This is a genomic window from Pseudomonas syringae group sp. J248-6 (assembly GCF_032586995.1).
GTDB lineage: Bacteria > Pseudomonadota > Gammaproteobacteria > Pseudomonadales > Pseudomonadaceae > Aquipseudomonas > Aquipseudomonas amygdali.
In genome coordinates this window covers 68,283-88,664 of the sequence record NZ_JAWHOP010000016.1, presented here as the reverse complement: position 1 = coordinate 88,664, position 20,382 = coordinate 68,283, and the positions used below count along the sequence as shown (strand labels likewise).

At 58.4% G+C, this 20,382-nt stretch carries 20 protein-coding genes and 2 pseudogenes; 7 read left to right on the top strand and 15 right to left on the bottom strand.

Annotated elements, in window-relative coordinates:
- Positions 1–54: 54 nt before the first annotated feature.
- Together RYC17_RS19705 and RYC17_RS19700 are read right to left on the bottom strand one after the other, a co-directional pair.
- Positions 55–516 carry an RES family NAD+ phosphorylase gene (locus RYC17_RS19705; RefSeq protein WP_004655447.1) on the bottom strand — a complete coding sequence of 154 codons (462 nt, stop codon included), beginning with the start codon at positions 514–516 and terminating at the stop codon, positions 55–57.
- Positions 513–962, bottom strand: a complete 450-nt coding sequence (locus tag RYC17_RS19700; RefSeq protein WP_004663867.1) for a DUF2384 domain-containing protein — start codon at positions 960–962, stop codon at positions 513–515. Before RYC17_RS19700 ends, RYC17_RS19705 begins: the two co-directional genes overlap by 4 nt.
- 267 nt (positions 963–1,229) lie before the next feature.
- On the opposite strand from RYC17_RS19700, the gene RYC17_RS19695 reads away from it, so the two are divergent.
- The 3 genes from RYC17_RS19695 (at position 1,230) to aroA (ending at position 4,073) form a co-directional block, all read left to right on the top strand.
- Entirely contained in the window at positions 1,230–2,234 is a 1,005-nt protein-coding gene (locus tag RYC17_RS19695) for a response regulator (RefSeq protein WP_011167792.1), read from the top strand.
- A gap of 3 nt (positions 2,235–2,237) precedes the next feature.
- Positions 2,238–2,720 carry a PAS domain-containing protein gene (locus RYC17_RS19690; RefSeq protein WP_002556144.1) on the top strand — a complete coding sequence of 161 codons (483 nt, stop codon included), beginning with the start codon at positions 2,238–2,240 and terminating at the stop codon, positions 2,718–2,720.
- A gap of 96 nt (positions 2,721–2,816) precedes the next feature.
- Positions 2,817–4,073 (top strand): 3-phosphoshikimate 1-carboxyvinyltransferase, encoded by a 1,257-nt coding sequence (gene aroA, locus RYC17_RS19685; protein WP_004663868.1) that lies wholly within the window; start codon positions 2,817–2,819, stop codon positions 4,071–4,073.
- A gap of 21 nt (positions 4,074–4,094) precedes the next feature.
- Here aroA and RYC17_RS19680 read toward each other — a convergent pair whose 3' ends face one another.
- Both RYC17_RS19680 and RYC17_RS19675 read right to left on the bottom strand, forming a co-directional pair.
- A complete protein-coding gene (locus RYC17_RS19680) occupies positions 4,095–4,757 on the bottom strand; it encodes a ChrR family anti-sigma-E factor (RefSeq protein ID WP_058400528.1) in 663 nt (220 codons plus the stop codon).
- 2 nt (positions 4,758–4,759) lie between these two features.
- Positions 4,760–5,269 carry a sigma-70 family RNA polymerase sigma factor gene (locus RYC17_RS19675; protein WP_031595881.1) on the bottom strand — a complete coding sequence of 170 codons (510 nt, stop codon included), beginning with the start codon at positions 5,267–5,269 and terminating at the stop codon, positions 4,760–4,762.
- 334 nt (positions 5,270–5,603) lie between these two features.
- On the opposite strand from RYC17_RS19675, the gene RYC17_RS19670 reads away from it, so the two are divergent.
- On the top strand, positions 5,604–6,173 hold the full coding sequence (locus RYC17_RS19670) for a hypothetical protein (protein WP_161936578.1): 570 nt from the start codon (positions 5,604–5,606) through the stop codon (positions 6,171–6,173).
- 33 nt (positions 6,174–6,206) lie between these two features.
- Here the strand turns inward: RYC17_RS19670 and RYC17_RS19665 are convergent, their stop codons facing one another.
- From RYC17_RS19665 to RYC17_RS19630, 8 genes are all read right to left on the bottom strand, one after another.
- On the bottom strand, positions 6,207–7,076 hold the full coding sequence (locus RYC17_RS19665; RefSeq protein ID WP_316904186.1) for an aldose 1-epimerase: 870 nt from the start codon (positions 7,074–7,076) through the stop codon (positions 6,207–6,209).
- Positions 7,051–8,034: an EamA family transporter gene (locus RYC17_RS19660; protein WP_230017517.1), complete on the bottom strand. Its 984-nt coding sequence runs from the start codon at positions 8,032–8,034 to the stop codon at positions 7,051–7,053. Before RYC17_RS19660 ends, RYC17_RS19665 begins: the two co-directional genes overlap by 26 nt.
- Before the next feature lie 82 nt (positions 8,035–8,116).
- The gene (locus RYC17_RS19655; protein ID WP_122281286.1) at positions 8,117–9,397 is read right to left on the bottom strand and encodes a TRAP transporter large permease; all 1,281 of its coding nucleotides are present in this window, start codon (positions 9,395–9,397) and stop codon (positions 8,117–8,119) included.
- Positions 9,398–9,925, bottom strand: a complete 528-nt coding sequence (locus RYC17_RS19650) for a TRAP transporter small permease (protein ID WP_058400533.1) — start codon at positions 9,923–9,925, stop codon at positions 9,398–9,400.
- A 61-nt stretch (positions 9,926–9,986) separates the two neighbouring features.
- A complete protein-coding gene (locus RYC17_RS19645) occupies positions 9,987–11,012 on the bottom strand; it encodes a TRAP transporter substrate-binding protein (RefSeq protein ID WP_316904184.1) in 1,026 nt (341 codons plus the stop codon).
- Between the two features lie 56 nt (positions 11,013–11,068).
- Positions 11,069–11,968, bottom strand: a complete 900-nt coding sequence (locus RYC17_RS19640) for a glucurono-1,5-lactonase (protein WP_316904182.1) — start codon at positions 11,966–11,968, stop codon at positions 11,069–11,071.
- A 55-nt stretch (positions 11,969–12,023) separates the two neighbouring features.
- Entirely contained in the window at positions 12,024–12,851 is an 828-nt protein-coding gene (locus RYC17_RS19635; RefSeq protein ID WP_122281288.1) for an NAD-dependent epimerase/dehydratase family protein, read from the bottom strand.
- A 191-nt stretch (positions 12,852–13,042) separates the two neighbouring features.
- On the bottom strand, positions 13,043–14,311 hold the full coding sequence (locus RYC17_RS19630) for an OprD family porin (protein ID WP_058400537.1): 1,269 nt from the start codon (positions 14,309–14,311) through the stop codon (positions 13,043–13,045).
- Positions 14,312–14,775: 464 nt separating this feature from the next.
- Between RYC17_RS19630 and RYC17_RS19625 the strand changes: the two genes are divergently transcribed.
- Complete coding sequence (locus tag RYC17_RS19625; protein ID WP_316904180.1) at positions 14,776–15,540, top strand: SDR family oxidoreductase; 765 nt, start codon at positions 14,776–14,778, stop codon at positions 15,538–15,540.
- Positions 15,541–15,678: 138 nt separating this feature from the next.
- Here the strand turns inward: RYC17_RS19625 and RYC17_RS27050 are convergent, their stop codons facing one another.
- Both RYC17_RS27050 and RYC17_RS27045 read right to left on the bottom strand, forming a co-directional pair.
- A complete protein-coding gene (locus RYC17_RS27050; RefSeq protein ID WP_404944461.1) occupies positions 15,679–16,383 on the bottom strand; it encodes a methyl-accepting chemotaxis protein in 705 nt (234 codons plus the stop codon).
- Between the two features lie 198 nt (positions 16,384–16,581).
- Positions 16,582–17,466 (bottom strand): annotated as a pseudogene (locus RYC17_RS27045) (methyl-accepting chemotaxis protein); the annotation flags it as partial.
- 513 nt (positions 17,467–17,979) lie between these two features.
- Here RYC17_RS27045 and RYC17_RS27040 point away from each other — a divergent pair.
- Positions 17,980–18,954, top strand: a pseudogene (locus RYC17_RS27040) (cache domain-containing protein); the annotation flags it as partial.
- Positions 18,955–18,999: 45 nt separating this feature from the next.
- Positions 19,000–19,860, top strand: a complete 861-nt coding sequence (locus RYC17_RS27035; protein ID WP_369812069.1) for a methyl-accepting chemotaxis protein — start codon at positions 19,000–19,002, stop codon at positions 19,858–19,860.
- Positions 19,861–20,010: 150 nt separating this feature from the next.
- Here RYC17_RS27035 and RYC17_RS19610 read toward each other — a convergent pair whose 3' ends face one another.
- Positions 20,011–20,274, bottom strand: a complete 264-nt coding sequence (locus RYC17_RS19610; RefSeq protein WP_058400541.1) for a hypothetical protein — start codon at positions 20,272–20,274, stop codon at positions 20,011–20,013.
- Positions 20,275–20,382: the final 108 nt, after the last annotated feature.

Here is a 20,382-nt window from a genome sequence, read left to right as displayed (position 1 = left end):
CGTCCGGCATGTAACTGTGTATTCAACGAGCCGCTTTGCAGTTATCTGGCCCGTTTAACCAAGGCGCGGATCAACCACAAACTCCAGCTCCCTGGCCGTTGCCACAACGGCCAGGAATTCCGGGTGCTGGACGTTGAGCAGGTAGTTGGACTCACGCGGAATGATCACGCTGGGCACCGCCAGCGCCAGGCTTTGACCCGAGGCAAGCCAGTCGTCGCCGAACGAGGCGGTTGCCGGTGGTGCGGGCTCTTCTCGCCAGTCGGGGGGCAGGGTGTCCGGCCGTGCATTGAGGATGTGCTCTTCGCCAATCTGCAGCTCAAGCATCGCGTAATGCCGGGCCACGCCAGCGTTGCCCAGGTGCACCAGCACTTCCAGCAGCGCCAGCGATTCGCTGCCTGCGCAGTACACACAGGCGTTGCCTTTGCTGTTCCAGCGTCCGCCATAGAGCTTGGCGCCTTCACCGTCGAACGCCTGAGCCAGCCATTTGCGCTTTACCAGTCGATAGACTGCAATCACGCCACGACACCGTGTTCCAGCCGACCGATCAGGTCGAGCACTGCCTGCGCCTCGGCTGAGGTAGCGAGCATTTCCAGCGGCCTGCGATTGCCCAGCCCATAGACCGGGTTGGCCAGCCACAGACGGGTCGCTTCGGCATCGTCTTCGAACAGGTCCAGCGCCGCTTTGTAAACCGCTGCCAGGCGGAACAGACGATCGCTTTCCTCGGCATTGAAGCGGCGCACCTTGAGGCGTCGCTGCAAGGTGGCGGGAGCGATGCCCAGATGCTCGGCCAGGGTCGAGCGGTTCAGGTCGGTGTAATGCGCCAGACGCTCGAATACTTCATACGGCAAACCGTCGTGCAGCGCCGAGTACAGCCGCGTGCCACGGGCCGGAATACCCAGATGCTGCCAGAAATCGTCCTGCCGGGGCAGGGCCGGATGGTAGTCGCTTATAGGCAGAGACATGGACACACCTGTCTATCGAGTGATTGCTATTAAATCTATCACTTGATAATAGGCTGGTTTGGGTGGTCGCGGTAGTGATTTGCAGCAACAGAAAGCGACTTAAATTACAGAAACTGCAAACATCGCCGACTTAAGGCTATAGGTTTAGTTTGAATGTTGCTGATCGAGCGTTATAGGCTCAGTGTCAGTCGATTTCGATAGTGCTGTCGAACGTATACGTGCTGTCCGCCGTTGTCAGCCTGATTTTTTTGCAGTGAGAACCACACGATGTCCACGCTTGCACTATTGATATGCGATGACTCGAACATGGCGCGAAAGCAGCTGTTGCGCGCCCTGCCTGCTGATTGGGATGTATCGGTAACGCTCGCTACCCAGGGGCAGGAAGGTCTTGAGGCCATCCGTAAAGGCCAGGGCCAGGTGGTGCTGCTCGACCTGACCATGCCGGTGATGGACGGTTACCAGACCTTGACGGCGATTCGTGCCGAAAACCTCGACACCAAGGTCATTGTGGTGTCGGGCGACGTGCAGGACGAAGCGGTGCGCCGGGTCATGGAACTGGGCGCACTGGCATTTCTGAAAAAACCTGCCGACCCGGACGAACTCAAGAGCACGCTGGAACGCTTGGGCCTGCTGGGCAAGCCGGCGGTGTCACCTGTTGCGCTGCCGGCCCTCAACAACAAGGGCGGGGTGATCAGCTTTCAGGATGCCTTCCGCGAAACCATCAACGTTGCCATGGGCCGCGCTGCGGCGTTGCTGGCCAAGGTGCTGGGCGTGTTCGTGCAGTTGCCGGTGCCCAACGTCAACATGCTTGAGGTCGGCGAATTGCACATGGCGCTGGCCGATGCCCATGCTGATCAGCGTCTGACGGCGGTGTGTCAGGGCTACATCGGTGGTGGTATTGCAGGTGAAGCGCTGCTGATTTTCCATGACTCGGAAATCTCCGGCATGTCGAAACTGATGGGCGACGATAACTCCGACAGCTCCAACATGGAGATGCTTCTGGACCTGTCCACGATCCTGATCGGTGCCTGCCTGAGCGGTATCGCCGAGCAGATCGACATCGCGTTTTCGCAAGGTCACCCACAGTTGCTGGGCGCGCAGGGTGGCATCGACGAGCTTATCCGCATCAATCAGCAGCGCTGGAAAAAGACCCTGGCGGTTGAAATCAGTTACAGCGTGGAAGGCCACAACATTCATTTCGATCTGTTGATGCTGTTCACCGAAGATTCGGTCGAGCTGCTTACCAAAAAACTCGCCTACATGATGAGCTGACCCATGAGCAACGCTATCGAAATCAACGAGCTTCATTGGTTGCTGGCCGTCACGCAGAACATTGACGTAGGCATTGTGGTGCTGGACCTGAACTACCGGGTAACGGTCTGGAATACCTTCATGGAAAACCGTTCTGGCGTGGTGCCCTATGTGGCCATCGACAAGACCTTCTTCGAGTTGTTTCCGGAGGTTAACCGCCAATGGCTGAGCAAGAAAATCGATAACGTCGTGACCCTTGGCACACCGGCGTTCACCATCTGGGAACAGCGGCCGTATCTGGTGCGCTTCAAGAATTACCAGCCGATCACCGGGCACGAAGAGTTCATGTACCAGAACACCACGCTGTTTCCGCTGCGTTCAACCACCGGAGCGATCAGCCATGTGTGCCTGGTGATCTATGACGTCACCGACGTGGCAGCCAACCGCAATCAATTGCAGGCAGCCAATGACAAGCTGCAGCAACTGTCGGGTGCTGAACAAAAGTAAACGGCTGTCTGGCTCGTCGGGGCAGCAAAACCGCACTGCGGGCTTGATCCCGCTCGTGCTAGGATCGCGATTTTTCCGCTGACGCTCAGGGACATCATGCGACCTCAAGCCACCCTCACTGTTTTGCCTGTCGAGCGCCCGCTGGTCGGGCGCGTCAGCCCGCCGGGCTCCAAGTCGATCACCAACCGCGCATTGTTGCTCGCCGGGCTGGCCAAAGGCACCAGCCGCCTGACCGGCGCGCTGAAGAGTGACGACACCCGCGTGATGTCCGAAGCACTGCGTCTGATGGGCGTGCAGGTCGACGAGCCGGATGACAGCACCTTTGTGGTCACCAGCAGCGGGCACTGGCAGGCACCGCAGCAGGCTCTGTTTCTCGGCAACGCCGGGACCGCAACGCGCTTTCTGACCGCTGCACTGGCCAACTTCGAAGGCGACTTTGTGGTCGACGGCGACGAGTACATGCGCAAGCGCCCGATCGGCCCGCTGGTCGATGCCTTGCAGCGCATGGGTGTGGAAGTCAGTGCGCCCAGCGGCTGCCCGCCGGTGGCGATCAAGGGCAAGGGCGGCCTGGAAGCCGGACGTATTGAAATCGATGGCAATCTGTCCAGCCAGTACGTGTCGGCATTGCTGATGGCCGGAGCCTGCGGCAAGGGCCCGGTCGAAGTCGCCTTGACCGGCAGCGAGATTGGCGCACGTGGTTACGTCGACCTGACTCTGGCGGCCATGCAGGCGTTCGGTGCCGAGGTTCAGGCCATCGGCGAAACCGCCTGGAAAGTCTCGGCCACTGGTTATCGCGCTACGGACTTCCATATCGAGCCGGATGCATCGGCGGCCACCTACCTGTGGGCCGCGCAAGCATTGACCGAGGGCGATATCGACCTCGGCGTGGCCAGCGACGCATTCACTCAGCCTGATGCCCTGGCCAGTCAGATCATCGCTAGCTTCCCGAACATGCCTGCCGTGATCGACGGTTCGCAAATGCAGGACGCGATTCCGACCCTGGCGGTACTCGCCGCCTTCAACCGTCAGCCAGTGCGCTTTGTCGGCATCGCCAACCTGCGGGTCAAGGAATGTGACCGTATTTCAGCACTGTCCCACGGCCTGTGCGCCATCGCACCGGGCCTTGCGGTAGAAGAGGGCGACGATCTGCTGGTGCACGCCAACCCGGCGCTGGCAGGTACTACGGTAGATGCATTGATCGACACCCACTCCGACCATCGCATCGCCATGTGTTTTGCGCTGGCAGGCTTGAAGATCGCCGGTATCCGCATTCTCGACCCCGATTGCGTCGGCAAGACCTACCCGGGTTACTGGGATGCACTGGCTTCGCTGGGGGTGAGTGTCCAGCGCTGAGAGCAGCTATGGAGCCGTTTTTCAGATCCCGAAGAACGGCTGCATCATCCGCGCCAGCAGCCCGTGAAAGCGCAGCCTTGATTCCGTCGCCAGTACGCAGATGCATTCCCGGTCAGGGTAGGCGACGGGCTGGTGCTGGATGTGGCTGTCCAGATCGGCTACGTCATTGAGCCCGAACGCTCCCTGTATGTCGTGGTACGCGCCCTTGAGCACCATGGTCATCTCGCCGCTGTCGTGGCTGTGCACCGGCATGCTGACGCCGGGGGCGATTTTCAGCAGCATCAACTTGCCTTGTTCAATACCTTGCGCACGTACTCGTTGCACGCCAGGAACCAGTGTCTTCCATTTCAGTGTGCTCAGCTGTCGACCGAAATGCGCGTGCAGGCAGGCAGGTAGCAAGTCCGGGTCCTGATTGGCTGCCGGCATCGAATACATTGACGGTTCAGCGCCCGTTTGCTGTTCATCGAGACGCGCGAGCATTGCCGACCTGCCCTTGAGTGGCACCACGCTGCTGATGTGCTGCTGCATCAACACACCGCCAATCTCTTCGGCCTGCCTGAGTCGCGCACGGCACTCGGCACAGCGTTCAAGGTGCGCCGCAGTCACCACTGCGAGGACCTGCGACAGCGCTCCCGCTGCATAGCTGACCAGAGTCGCGTCATCCGGATGATGTCGTGGGCTCATCATTATTCCTCTATCCGCGAACGCAATTTTTGAAACGCCAGGCGCAGGCACGATTTCACCGTGCCCAGTGGCATACCAAGGCGTTCGGAAATTTCCCGATGGCTGAGCGCTTCGAAATACGACATGCGCAACACCCGGGCCTGATCGGGAGGCAGGTTCTGAATGGCAATGTTCAGTTGTTGCTCCTGACGCTGGCTATAATCGAGCGTTCGATCTACCGGGGCCTCCAGGCGCTCGAGTTGTTCCAGCGAATTCTGCACCTGCACCCAGCCGCGGTCCTTGCGCACGCTGTCGATGTACAGATTGCGGGCAATGCGAAACAGCCATGTTCCCAGGCTGGCCTTGGTCGGGTCGAAGGAGTCGGCCTTGTGCCACAGCTTGAGCAGCACTTCCTGCACCAATTCTTCAGCCTGCCCCTCCGGCACATTCAGCCCGGTCAGATAACGCAATAAGCGCGGCGCAAAGTAATCGTAGATGCGCATGAAGCTTTCGCGGTCCCTCTGGCGGGCCACGGCGGTGACTTCATCAATCCAAAGTCGGGTTATTGTCGGTTCGCTGTGAGGGGGGGACAAGTGACAGAAGATCCTGAGACTGGCAGTAGTGCGCATGATCCACCTTCTGATCACCATTGTCTGGTTTTGGTTCGCAATGCAGAGGTGTTACGCAACGGGATGGGGAGTGGATCACAGGATATGACGAGCGGCGTGGAGGAATTTTACAGGTGCGGCCATGACAATGACCACGGGCCAGTCATGCAGACAGTCGCTGTCATTTCTGCCAGTAGCGCTATGAGCAGCTGGCTGCTTAACCTGTGATCTGGATGCTATCAAGGTCAGGGAGACCATTATGGACACTCACGTTGCACGTGCTTCATCTACGCTGGCCAAGCTGGCCTGTGTACTGCTGGTTATCATTTGTATGGGGCTTCTTTTTGCACCTTGGCGAGCTCAGGCTGAGGCTGTAAATCTGGTTACCTGTAAAGGAACCCATACTACAAACTGGTCGCCAGGATTGACCAACACCAGTCAGACGATTGTTGTATCGACGACGAGCAGTTGGAACCCGTGTGTTTCGCTCTCATTCCCTTTGGCTGCCAGCGCTTCGTCCAGCGAAAGCTTCCAGTCTACGTTTTCCTGCGAGTCGTTACTGCTACCAACATCCAGCAGAACATGGGTCATTAGCTGGAGCGATGGAGTCACCAGCACTTACAAGTTCAACGCGACGATCAATAATATTGGTACTTTGAACACGACCATTGTTGGTGTCGGGGCAATTGTGGATGGCCGTTATAAAGGCGCCAATGCGACAAGTACATTTTTACTTGGCAATCTTCAGTCAACGTTGAACGACAGCTGCGACACCGCCACCGGCGTTACCCGCGTCAGCGGTCTTTCAACACTGTTGATTACCCCGTAACGAAAGGCATGGAGCATGCACGCATAAAGCCTGCTACAAGGGCTTGTAATGCAGACTGATCGTCAACTCCATCGACTCCCCCTGACGTAATAGGCTCAATCCCGGCCGCCCGGGCAAATGATGTGCGTTGACTGGGTGGCTGACCGGCTCGAAGCAGAAGAAATCCAACCCTGGCGGGCAGAACACCAGAAAGTAGTCGCTGCCGGTAGCCTGGCAGTGCAGTTCATAGCCCAGGTCCGGCTGGCTGATGATGCTGCCGCCATCCCAACCGGTGAAACCGTTGTCCAGACGTGTGTCGGGCAGCGCGTTGCCGTGTCGGAAATCCCATTCTGCTGGCAGGTCCTGCAAGGCGCTGGGCAAACCGGCTTCGTCGCACAGCCATACCTGCGCAGCCTTGGCCTGCAGGCGTGTGTGGGGCGTGCGCGGCAGGTAAGGGTGCAAGCCCAGCCCGTGCCAGGCGGCACGACTGTCCAGGTGGGTAGTGGTCAGTTCGATGCCCAGCTTGCCGTCTTGCAGGGTGTAGCGCAGTTGCGCGCGGTAGGCGAACGGCTTCTGGCTGTCGAGTTGCAGGCAGACCTGCTCTGCGGTCTGCTCGGTAACACTCCAGACTTGTTGCCAGGCGCTGCCATGAATCGGTAATGGGTCGTTGGCGCTGTTGGGGGCCAGTGCGAGCCAGCCATCCGGGGTGTCGAAACCGCCGTTGCCTATCCGGTTCGACCAGGGCGCCAGCGGGTAGCAGGCCAGTCGGCGAGGTGTACCGGCAGCCAGTGCCTGTTCGTCGCTCGGGCGCAGCAAGGGGTGCCCGCTGGCCAATATGGTCCAGTTGACGATACTGCCGCCGATGTCGGGGGCCAGAGTGAGGCGGGTCAGACCATCTTCAAGGGTCAGTACGTTCGCGGGCATGATGCAAAACCTTCGTGGATGACGGGCCGGATGATTGAGAGGCAGGTGGCGTGGCGCGCCGCCAGGTCAACAGGACGATACCGCTGACGACGATCAGCCCGCCGATGACCTGGCCGCTGCTGAGCAACTGATCGAGAATCAGCCAGCCGAACAGCAGGCTCGCCACCGGCTCGATGTTCATTACCGGCGCATTGCGGGCGATGTCCAGCCGCGCCATACAGATGAACAGCAGCGAAAAGCCCAACCCGTACAGCACCACCAGACTGGCCAGCGCAGTCCAGCCGATGCGACTTGACGGCAGATCCACGCCACCGGGCAACAGGCCACTGGCACCGGCCAGCGCAGCCGCCGCGAACACCACGACCATGGTCAGCATACTGCGCACCGTGCCGCGCATGCTGGCCAGTTTGTTGTCGGTGATCCATAGCGCAAAGGCGAACACCACCGCTGCGGTAAACGCATAGGCGATACCTTCCAGCCACTGCGGTTCGCTGCTGCCAGGGTTTGACAGCCGATGCGGCACATCCAGCGCCAGCGTCAGGCCGAACAGAATCAACGCCATCAGGCCTGCGGCACGTCGTGTGGGCCTTGCGCCGCCCAGTGCCCAGGTCAACAGCGCCAGCAGAATCGGCGAGACGTTGACCACCAGCAATGCCAGCGCCACCGGAATACGGGCTACCGCCGAATAAATGCAAAAACTCTGAGTCGCGATCAGCAAGCCCAGAAGCAATTGCCAGCGCCAGGTGCTGGCAGGAAGACTGAGCTTTTCACGTTGCCAGAGCACCAGGCTGACCAGCACCAGCAGGGTGACGCCGGAGCGGCAAAGAATGGCCAGCAGCAAGCCGGTGTCATGATCGAAAGCGATGCGTGCCGCAATGTGGTTGCCGGCAAACGAGCAGGCCAGCAATGCCAGGATAAGCACGGCAATGTGGCGGGGAAACAGGGCAGGGGCAGACATATGCAACCAGCCTCCTTGGCTGGACAACAGAGGTGCATACCGGAGCGGTTTGAGCGCTCCGGTAGCGTTGCAACGGATGACGTTAGAGCACGACGCTCGGCAGCCACAGCGAGATGGCGGGAATGTAGGTGACCAGCATCAGCACCACAAACAGCGCGACATAGAACGGCAGCAAGGCTTTCACGGTGGCTTCAATGGTGACTTTGCCCACCGCGGCACCGACGAACAGCACCGCACCCACCGGCGGCGTTATGAGCCCGATCCCCAGATTCACCAGCATGATCATGCCGAAGTGCACCGGGTCGACGCCGACACCGACGATGACCGGCAACAGGATCGGAGTCAGGATCAGAATCAGCGGGGCCATGTCCATCACGGTGCCCAGTAGCAGCAACATGACGTTGATGCACATCAGGATCACGTAGCGGTTATCTGACAGGGTCAGGAATGCCGTGGTGATCTTCATCGGGATTTCCATCAGCGTCAGGATGTAACCGAAGCTGGCGGCAAAACCGATCAGAATCATCACGATGGAAATGGTCCGTGCAGCCCGGTGCATCAGTTTGGGCAGATCGCGCCATTTGTAGTCGCGGTAGATGAACATGGTGACGAAGAATGACCAGAGCACAGCAATGGCAGCCGACTCGGTGGCGGTGAAGATCCCCGACAGAATGCCGCCGAGAATGATGACCATGGCCATCATGCCCCAGAGCGCTTCCCCGGCAATTTTCAGTGCCTTGCGCAGCGGAATCACTTCACCCTTGGGGTAATTGCGCTTGCGCGCGAAGATCATGCACAGGCCCATCATCACTGCGCTGAGTAACAGCCCCGGCATGATCCCGGCCATGAACAGCGAAGCAATCGATACCGTGCCGCCCGCCGCCAGGGAATAGAGCACCGAGTTATGACTGGGTGGCGTCAGCAGGGCCTGAACCGAACCGCTGACGGTCACTGCCGTCGAGAAGTCCCGAGGATAGCCGTTGCGTTCCATTTCCGGGATCAGCACCGAGCCTACCGACGCGGTATCGGCCACCGAAGAGCCCGAAATCGCGCCGAAGAAGGTCGAGGCCACAATGTTGACCAGCGACAGCCCGCCGCGCACGAAACCCACCAGCACAGCGGCAAAGGCGACCAGCCGTCGGGACATGCCGCCTTCGGCCATGATTGCCCCGGCCAGCACGAAGAATGGAATTGCCAGCAGCGAAAACTTGTTCACGCCGCCCGCAATCTGGATCATCAGCGCATCGGCCGGAATATCGATCCACCAGGCGCCTATCAGGGCCGAAAGCCCCAGCGCATAGGCGACAGGCATGCCGATGAGGATCAATGCGATGAAGCTGCCCAGCAGTATAAAAGCGTCCATTTATGCGGCACCTTCGCTTTCTTCAATGACATCGAAGCGCATCACCGCGCGATGACTCTGGTCGCCCAGAAACAGTCTTTCCAACACGAAAATCAGGGTTACGATGCCGCCAATGGGGATTGGCAAGTAAGTGATGCCGACCCTCAGAAACGGCAGCTCACCGACAAACTGATTCCACGTGGTGGCGCACAGCTTGAAACCCTTGAAGATCATGAACAGGGCGACGATCGCCATCAGGATCTGCACGAGCAATGAAGCGCTGCGGCGTACCTGTTGCGGCATACGGTCCACGGCCATAGAAACGGCCATGTGCGCACCGGCGCGATAGCTGGCTGCGGCTCCGAAGAAGGTAAATACCACCATCAGCAGAATGGCCGTGGGTTCCGGCCAACTGGAGCCGCTGCCGAGTATGTAACGGGCAAAGATGCCCCAGGGGATGATCAGGGTCATGATCAGCACGGACAGACCGGCAATGCCGATGCAGACCCGATAGATCGTGTCGTTGATGCGCAATAGCGTATTTTTCATGGGCTCACCACTGCGGCGGCGAACGAGCTTTCACTCATTCGCGCAGCATAATCGGACAGGCTTATTGGGCCGCTTGGGTGCTCGGTGCAGCCAGTGCCGGATTGGTCTGGACCGCTTCGATACGGCTGATCAAATCCTTGTAGGGCGCACCGAATTTGTCACGCACCGGCTGGGTGGCGTCGTAGAAGGCTTTCTTCTGCTCCGGCGTCAGGGTGATGAACTCCACGCCAGCAGCCTTGAGCTTGGTTTCCGCGTCGGCTGACGACTTGTCCCACAGCGCGCGCTCCTCCATTTGCGCTTCACGCGCGAGCTTTTTCACCAGAGCCTGTTGCTCCGGCTTGAGCTTCTCCCAGGTGGCTTTCGCCATCACGATGGGCTCGGGCAGAATCAAGTGCTCGGTAATCGTGAAGAACTTCGCGTTCTGGTAGTGGTTATGCTGGTAATAGGTCGGCGGATTGTTTTCCGCGCCATCGATCACGCCGGTCTGCAGCGCGCTGAAGATTTCGCCGGTGGCCATGGCGATGCCGTTGCCGCCCATGTCGTTGATGGTTTCGATGAATACCGGGTTGCCCTGTACGCGGATTTTCATGCCTTTGAGGTCGGAAATCTGGCGTACCGGTTTCTTCGTGTACAGGTTGCGTGTGCCGCCATCCATCCAGGCCAGCGCGACCATGTTGAATTGCGAGTTGGTGATCTTGTCGAGAATTTCCTGGCCGATCTCGCCGTCGATAATCGTGCGCATGTGCGCTTGATCACGGAACACGAACGGCAGGTTGAAGACGTTGACGTCCGGTACGACCGGGCCGACGATGCCCAGGCTGACGCGAGTCATCTGCACGGCACCACTCTGGACCTGTTCAACGACTTCCTTCTCGGAACCGAGCACGCCACCCGCGTACATCTTGAAACTGATCTCGCCCTTGGACTGTTCTTTGAGTTTCTTGCCCATGTTCTGCTCCGCCACGACCGGCGCGTAGCCTGCGGGGTGAACCTCGGCGAACTTGATTTTGACTTCTGCCTGGGCCATGCCTGACACGCAGAAGGCCAACGGAAGTGCAGCGATGAGAAGCTTGCGTTTGAAATCCATGGATATCTCCGATGTTGTTATTTTTGGTCGAGCTATGGGATTTTCGGTGGGCACTGTCAGCCCTGAAACACGGGTTCCTCCAGGCCTTTGACACCAGGGCGCAAAGCGAACAGACCACCGGCGAATGGCTGGTCGCTGATATCGCCACCCGGGCGAATGGACGTTACGAACAAGGTCTCGAGATCGAGGCCGCCAAAGGCGCACATGGCCGGTTTTTTGACCGGCACGACCAGCGAGCGGTCGAGTTTGCCGTTGGGCGTAAAACGGTGGATCAGGCCCGCGTCGTTGCCGCAGATCCAGTAGCAGCCATCGGTGTCGATTGCTGCACCGTCGGGGCGGCCCAGGTGGTGGTTCATGTCCACGAACAGGCGACGGTTGTGCGGCGTACCGCTATCAGTGTCGTAATCGAAAGCCCAGATCTTCTGCACGCTGGGATGCGAGTCGGACAGGTACATGGTCTTGCCGTCCGGGCTGAACGCCAGGCCGTTGGGGACAATGAAGTCCTTTAAATGGGCATCGAGTGTCTTCTGCCCGGCGCTGTAGCGATACATCGCACCTACCACTGCGCCTGCTGCCATGTCCATCAGCATGGTGCCGGCCCAGAAGCGTCCTTGCCGGTCGCATCGGCCATCGTTGAAGCGCATGCCTGTCTGTGCGTGTTCGACGCTAGCCAGAAGAGTACTGATCAGGCTGCCGTTTTTCTGGTTGCCGTCTTCTATGGGCTGCAGATGATAAATGCCGTCTTCCATCCCGGCTATCCAGCCGCCGCGGCTGTCGGCCGCGATGCAGGCCAGCATCTGCGGCGCTTTCCAGGTGCGTATGCTGCCGTCGGCGAAACTCCAGCGCTGCAGCGTGCCTTTCGGAATATCTACCCAGTACAACGCCTGGTCACGTGCGCTCCAGACCGGGCTTTCGCCTGTGGCGTTTTGTGCATCGACAATCAGTTCGGCATCCATGACAGGTCGTATCTCCAACGTCTGCAAGCAGAGTTCTTCAACAGGTAGGGGCTGTTTATTGATCGCCGAAGGGGCCTGAGGCCACAAACGCACCGCCCTGATAAACCATCGCCGGGTCGTCGGCCGCAGGCTCCGGCTGGGCTTCAACCTTGGCGCGGAAAACTTCCGAGCTGTCCTTGGGGGCGTAGTCCAGTTTGCTGGCGAAGCGGTTGTCCCACCATACGGTTTTGTTGTCCGAAACACCGTAGACCACGGTATGGCCAACGTCTGGCGCGTACAGGGAGCGCTCGATCAACTGGGTCAGGTCGCCATAGCTCAGCCAGGTGCTCATCATTCGACGGTTCTGCGGTTCAGGAAACGACGAGCCGATGCGGATGCTGACGGTTTCGATGCCGTAGCGATCGAAGTAGAAGCTGGCCATGTCTTCGCCGTATGACTTGGACAGACCGTAGTAGCTGTCCGGGCGGCGAGGGGAGTGTGCGTCGATGGTCTCGGTCTGCTTGTAGAAACCGATTACGTGGTTGGAGCTGGCGAAGATCACGCGTTTTACGCCATGACGACGGGCCGCTTCGTAAATGTGGAACACACCGCAGATGTTGGCACCGAGGATCTCCTCGAAGGGGCGTTCGACTGACACACCGCCGAAGTGCACGATCGCGTCGACGCCTTCGACCAGTTGGTGCACGGCGTTCTTGTCGGCCAGATCGCAGGCCTGAACTTCTTCACTGTCGTCGACTGCCGGTACCATCTCGACAATGTCGGACAGTCGCAGCACTTTTGTGTAAGGGCGCAGTGTTTCGCGCAATACCTTGCCCAGGCCACCTGCCGCGCCGGTCAGCAGGAGGCGATTGAAGGGAATTTGAGTGGTATGAGCCGATGCCATGAGAAAAGTCCCGATTGTTATTTTTGTCATCTGTTGTCGTATGACTTGCCGAATTATCGGCACCGCATACGCTGATTGTCAACGCGGCCAAAGTATAAAAACGACCTGTATGCCCGCCTGTGCGAACACATTTGTAACAAGGCAAAACCTGCCCCTGCAGACGAGCTTTCAGGCAGGCTTTGCCACAGGTTTCACAGCAGCGAAATAGGGTAGCTGATGAACACGCGGTTCTCGTCGAACTCGTTGGTGCTGAAGTCGCGACGCAGGCTGGAGTTGCGCCATTTGACGTTCAGGTTCTTGAGCGCACCGCTTTGTACGGTATACGCCAGTTCAGACTCCCGTCCCCATTCCTTGCCGTCGGTGATGTTGCCGGTATGCACATTGTCGCCGCTGATATAGCGGTTCATCAGGGTCAGGCCGGGTACGCCGAGCACCGCGAAGTTATAGTCATGGCGCAACTGCCAGGACTTTTCCCTGGCATTGTCGTAGCTGGAGTTATAACTGTCGTTGGCCAGCGTGCCACCGCTGGTGCCGTTGACGCGCATCCATGCGGTATCGCCGGTGAGCTTTTGCAGGCCGACATAGAACGTGCTGCCGCCATAGCGGGCCGAGAGCAGTGCGTAGGCGGTCTTGTTGTCGAGGTCGCCGGCCAGTTTGTTTCCGTCTTCCTTGCCGATGAAGTAACCCAGGTTAGCCCCCAGGGTCCAGTCGCCGAGCGGTTGGCTATGCAGCAGGTTGAAAAACTGCTGCTGATAGATGTCCTGCAGCTCCGAGTACCAGACACCGACCTGAGTGCGCTTGTCGTTGAAGACATACTCGCCACCGCCGAAGTTGAAGCGATCGGACGTGAACGCGCCTCGTCCGTTCATCGACATGTCTTCCATGCTGGCATCGTTGCGCGGGCTATTGCCACGGAATTGCCCGCCATACAGCGTCAGGCCGTCGATCTCCTTGGACGTCACCTGACCACCGCGGAACGTCTGCGGCAACGAACGACCGTCATCGGAGCGCAGAATCGGCAGCACCGGCATCCATTCGCCGACTTTCAGTTCGGTTTTGGAAACCCGCGCTTTGCCTGCAACGCCCAGACGGCCGAAATCATCGGCCGGGCGACCGTCGCTGTGGATCGGTAGCAACTGAGTGCCCCCGGTGCCTTTGCCGCCATCGAGCTTGAGCGAATACAGGCCCAGCACGTCAACCCCGAAACCGACCACGCCCTGGGTGAAGCCCGACTTGGCGTCGAGAATGAAGCTTTGTGTCCATTCCTCGGCTTTGTTCTGCGGCGCTGCGCTGTTGGGAAAGGCCGGGTTGGTGAAGTTGCGGTTGAAGTACGCATTACGCAGCGTAAGTGTGGCTTTGGTATCGTCGACGAACCCTTCTGCCATGCCGAGCATCGGGAAAATCAGTGCCATGCCGCCAACACCCAGCAGGATGCGTGAGCGGGAAGTGTGAGATGTCATTATTGTTTTGCTCCCTCGTTTATCGAAACCGTCCTCTTTTCTGGCCGCGCGCAAGCAGCAGCCGACACCTTTGAGGATTACGTGATGCCTGTTGCCAGGCATGGCCTCGACCGACAGACGGCCGAGTACCGTTCGCCATGTATCAGCGAATGTTGTGAATCTGAAAGGATGTCGGGTGCTGCGAAACGGCCGGAATAGATGAGGCTTTGATAATCGGTGGCGCAGACGTACAGACGAGAGTTTTCATGGTTGGCCCAGTCTTGTTTTTATTTTTGGCGTTATAGGTTGTCGTACAACCGCAGTGATATTTGCAGCGCAGTCTCGATTTGTCAACGCGCTGTTAGTCGAGGTTTACCGATTCACCTGATTTTAACCCCTCATAAAGCAGTGAATGATTTTGACTGAACGCTGCGTGCAACCGGGCAGTCCACCTCATAACCCCATTATTTTTTTGGAGCTGCTGCATGAATCGTTTTACCCAGAAAGTTGTTGTCGTGACCGGGGCCGGTTCCGGGATCGGCGAAGCTACCGCCAAGCGTTTTGGCCAGGAAGGTGCAAGCGTTGTACTGGTAGGCCGTAATCGCGACAAGCTGGACAAAGTCGCCGCGCAACTGTCGGGCGAAGGTCATTTGGTCCGTGCTACCGATGTGGCGGACCCAAGCGATGTGGAAGCGCTGTTCAAGGAAGTCGCCACGCACTTTGGGCGTCTGGATGTGCTGGTAAATAACGCCGGTATCGTCAAGTCCGGCAAAGTCACCGAGTTGGGCGTAGACGACTGGAAAGAACTGATGTCAGTGGACCTGGATGGCGTGTTCTATTGCACCCGTACCGCCATGCCGGCGCTGATCGCCAGTAAAGGCAACATCATCAACGTCTCGTCGGTTTCCGGCCTGGGCGGCGACTGGGGCATGAGCTTCTACAACGCGGCCAAAGGCGCAATCACCAATTTCACCCGCGCGCTGGCGATGGACCACGGTGCCGACGGTGTGCGCGTCAACGCCGTCTGCCCGTCACTGACTCGCAGCGAGCTGACTGAAGACATGCTCGGCGACAAGGCACTGATGGCCAAATTCATGGAGCGCATCCCGCTGGGACGTCCAGGCGAAGCTGAAGATGTCGGCGATGTCATCGCCTTTCTGGCAAGTGAAGACGCACGCTTCGTGACTGGCGTGAATTTGCCGGTGGATGGCGGATTGTCAGCGTCCAACGGACAGCCGCCGCAGGCTTGATGCCGTCGACGAAGGTCATATGCCCGCAGCCCGGAAACGTTCCGGGCTGCTTCGCTACGTTGAATGCAAACCTGTTTTTACACCTGCCTGAAACAAACAAGCCCGGCAAAAGCCAGGCTTGAAGGTTGTTGCGGAATATCAGATCCGGAAGTGGCTGACCATCGTCTGCAACTGCCCGCCAAGGCGTGCCAGTTCGACGCTGGAGGCAGCGGTTTCTTCGCTGGCCGAGGCGGTTTGCTCGGACACATCGCGGACATTGATGATGCTGCGGCTGATTTCCTCGGCTACAGCACTCTGCTCCTCGGCTGCGGCAGCGATCTGCTGGTTCATTGCCTGAATGTTGGAGACTGTCTCGGTGATGCTGCCCAGCGATGTACCTGCCTGACGGCTGAGCTGTACGCTGCTGACGGTCAGTTCGCGGCTGCTCAGCATGATGCTGGAAACCTGACGCGTACCGCTTTGCAGGGCTGCAACCAGCGTTTCAATCTCGACTGTGGACTGCTGCGTGCGTTGTGCCAGGCCGCGGACTTCGTCGGCAACTACGGCAAAACCACGTCCGGCTTCCCCGGCGCGGGCCGCTTCGATGGCTGCGTTAAGGGCCAGCAGGTTGGTTTGTTCGGCCACAGCCTTGATGACGTCCATGACCTTGCCGATCTTGTCGCTTTCCTGCTCCAGCTGGTTCATGGCATCGGCCGAGCGACCCACTTCGTTGGCCAGACGCTCGATCTGCACAATCGCTTCGCCCACGACCTTGTCACCGTCGCGCGCTTCGCGGTCGGCGTTGGACGCTGCCTGCGAAGCCTGTTCGGCGTTACGCGCCACTTCTGCAACCGTGGCCGACATCTCATGCATGGCGGTCGCCACCTGGTCGGTTTCGACTTTCTGGCTGTTGACGCCGGCGCTGGTCTGCTCGGTAACCGCTGACAGCTCTTCGGCAGCACTGGCGATCTGCACAACGCTGTCGCGGATACCGCCAATCAGCTCGCGCAAGGTGCTGCCCATGCGTTGAATGCCTTGCTGCAGAACGCCCAACTCGTCACGACGAGTGACTGCCAGTGTCTGGGTCAGGTCGCCGGATGCAATACGGTCGACCACTGCCAGGGTTTCCTGCAGGGGGCGGGTAATCTGCCGGGTGATGATCACTGCTGCAATCATGCCCAGAATAATTGCCAGCAGCGTACAGGTGATCTGCGTGGTGCGAGCCTGTGCGCTTTCTTGATCGCGACGATCCAGTTGCAGTTGGTACATGGCTTCGCTGATCTTGACGATATCCTGGCCCTGTACGGTCATCTCCTTGCGAGCCTGAGCGATGTCGGCAGTTGCGGCCTTGAAGCTTTGCAGGGCTTTTCGGTACGCGGCCAGCGAGGTTTCCAGCTGCTTGAGCTGATCAGCCTGGGTGCCGCTGAACGTCGTTTTCAGCGTATCCAGATCCTTGATGGCAGAATCCAGCCTTGCAACGGCGGTCTGTTCAGTTTCGGCCGTAGGGTTGGTGGTGTAGCCACGCACCTCATAACGCGCGAGCCTGAGGTTTTCCTTTGCGTCGGTGACGATCTGGTATTGCTCGAACCGATTGGCATCGGCAGGGTCCATTTTTTTCACTTCAGCCTGAAGCAGCTCAAACACATCAATGCTTTTGCCGGCATACGTGGCCAGCTCATCACGCGCCACAATGCTTGCCTTGTACCCGCCGCGCATGTTGTTCAGGGACTTCTGGTAGTCAGCAATCACCACTCCCAGTTGCTCGAGCATTTTTACGTTTTCGGGGCTTTTGAACGAGGTCAGCAGCTTTTGCTGATAGTTCTTGAAGCCGTCCAGCGAGACCTGAACGGTTTCGGCGACTTTCTCGTCACCGTCAGCGACCATGTATTGCAGACGGGTAACACGCAGCTTGGTCAACTGGGAGTTGAGCGAAGTAATGTCACTCATCCAGTTGCTGCGATTGATCAGTCCGCTCATGCTGGTCCAGCCAGTCAGCGCAAGAATCGCAGTAAAAACAAGTACTAGACCGAAACCGAGGGCCAGTTTCATATTGACGCTGATGTTTGCAAACCAGCTACTCATTGAATTCTCCAACAACAGCCATTTAAAAGCAGTAGAGCCCCTGAAAGGCATGGCATACAGGTCAGGGGCGGGGTGTGTTATACAGACACTATCGGCAGGTGGTGGCCAAGCTGAAATAAAAAAAAGAGAAAGTTTCAAGACGCTTGAAATACGTTTTCAAGCCCTATCGTCTGCGGAGACGAACCGCTATAAAGAACCGCTGAAAAGACTGAAATAGAGCGCCGCCTTTCATAGGGTGCGGCAAAATATTGTCTATGCTCGCGACAGTGGAAACCTTATCCGCTTCAGGTTCATTGCTTTTTGCAGTGCGTGACATTTTTATGTCGCAAGTTGCTCTGGCCTCTGAACCTTCTTCCCGTCACGTTGAGATGCCTTGTCATGAATTTGAAGTTTCGTCATAAAATTCTTCTGGCTGCGGCCGGTGTTGTGGTGTTGGCCTTTGCCTTGTTCACCCTGTACAACGACTACCTGCAACGCACCACCATCAATCAGAACCTTGAGTCCTCGGTGAGCCAGGCGGGTCAGTTGACAGCCAGCAGCGTGCAGAACTGGCTGAGCGGACGCATTCTGGTGCTGGAAAACCTCACCCAGAACGTAGCCTTCCAGGGCGTCAATTCCGATCTGAGCGGGCTGGTTTCGCAGTCTTCGCTGGTGTCGACCTTTCAGTTCACCTACGTCGGTGACAGCAAAGGTGCGTTCACCCAGCGGCCCAATGTCGATATGCCGGCGGGTTACGATCCGCGTCAGCGGCCCTGGTACAAGTCCACCGTCGACGCCGGTAAAACCATTCTCAGTCCGCCTTATCTGGCTTCCGTGGGCGGCCTGGTGGTGACTATCGCCAGCCCGGTCAAGACTGCAGGCCAGATAACTGGCGTGGCTGGCGGTGACCTGAGCCTGGACACGCTGGTCAAGATCATCAACTCGGTGGAGTTCGGCGGGCTCGGTTACGCCTTTCTGGTCAGCGGGGACGGGCAGATCATTGTCAGCCCGGACAAGGAGCAGGTGATGAAAAACCTCAAGGACGTCTACCCAGGCCAGACCCTCAGCCTGGACGCGCGCCTGCGTGAGGTTACGCTCAATGGCCAGCAGAGGCTGCTGTCGTTTACCCCGATCACCGGGCTGCCTTCGGCCGACTGGTACATTGGACTGTCGATCGACAAGGACAAGGCTTACGCACCGTTGAGCCAGTTCCGCAGCTCGGCGATGGTCGCCGTGCTGATTGCGGTGGCCGTGATTGCCTTGCTGTTGAGCCTGTTGATCCGTGCGCTGATGCGGCCGTTGACCGACATGGGCCGTGCGATGCAGGACATCGCCCAGGGCGAGGGTGATCTGACCCGCCGTCTGCGCATTCAGGGCAAGGACGAGTTCGCCGAGCTGGGTGGCTCGTTCAATCAGTTCGTGGAGCGCGTGCACGCGTCCATTGCGGAAGTCTCCTCCGCAACGCTGCAGGTGCATGACCTGTCGCAGCGAGTGGTCAACTCCTCCAACTCTTCAATCGTCGGCTTTGACGAGCAGAGCGCCCGTACCAACAGCGTTGCCGCTGCGATCAACGAACTGGGTGCGGCCACTCAGGAGATTGCTCGCAACGCCTCGGACGCTTCGATTCAGGCCAGTGAGGCCCGCACCCAGGCTGAAGACGGTCAGGTGGTGGTCGAAAAAACCATCCACGCCATGAGTACGTTGTCCGCCAAAATCAGTGACTCGTGCACACAGATCGAGCAGCTCAACGCCAGTACCGACAACATCGGCCACATTCTGGATGTGATCAAAGGCATCTCCCAGCAAACCAACCTGCTGGCGCTCAACGCTGCCATCGAAGCGGCCCGCGCGGGTGAAGCCGGACGCGGTTTTGCCGTGGTGGCCGACGAAGTGCGCAACCTTGCGCATCGCACGCAGACATCGGCCGATGAAATTCACAAGATGATCGGCGGCCTGCAGACAGGGTCTCAGCATGCCGTGCTCAACATGAACGAAAGCCAGGTGTCGAGTCAGGAAAGTGTCGAAGTTGCCAATCAGGCGGGCAGTCGTCTGCGCGATGTAACGCGCCGCATCGGTGATATCGATGGCATGAACCAGTCAGTTGCCGCGGCCACGGAAGAGCAGACCGCGGTTGTGGAAACACTCAATATCGATATCAACCAGATCAACACACTTAATCAGCAAGGTGTGGCCAATCTTAATGAAACCCTCAAGGATTGTGCTGCGCTTTCGCAACAAGCAGGTCGTTTGAAGCAACTGGTCGACAGCTTCAAGATCTGACCGTACATCCAGTGACAGAGGCCGGGCCCTTTATACGGGGCCCGGCTTTTGCGGCAGGTAATCTGCAAGCGATAGTGTGAGTGTTTTAGCGGGTTCGCTGAACAGCCCCACATCGTCCGACTATAAAAGCCTGCTCAGTGGCAGGCTTTTTTACAGATCTTTTTTAACCTCTTTATCGACGTGCTTGTCAGCCTTGTGACGCTCCTTGTCATCATGCTTTGCACCTTTGTCGACCTCGTCAGCATCGTGCTTGACGCCCTTGTCCACTTGTTTGGCGTCATGATCAACACCTTTATCCAGCTCACGGTTATCGTGTCGGACGCCCTTTTCCAGCTCACTCTCTGCAAAGGCCGCGGGCACCACAGCGCCAGCGAGGAAGAGAGCGGCAGTCATTGAGAGTACGAGTTTGCGCATGCTTTGCTCCTTGTGAAAAATGCTGGCCCCTCATGAACCATCATTTTCGAGCATAGACCAGGCAGACGACGTTGAAGGCGCTGATTCAGCTTTCCAGCTTAAGCACCG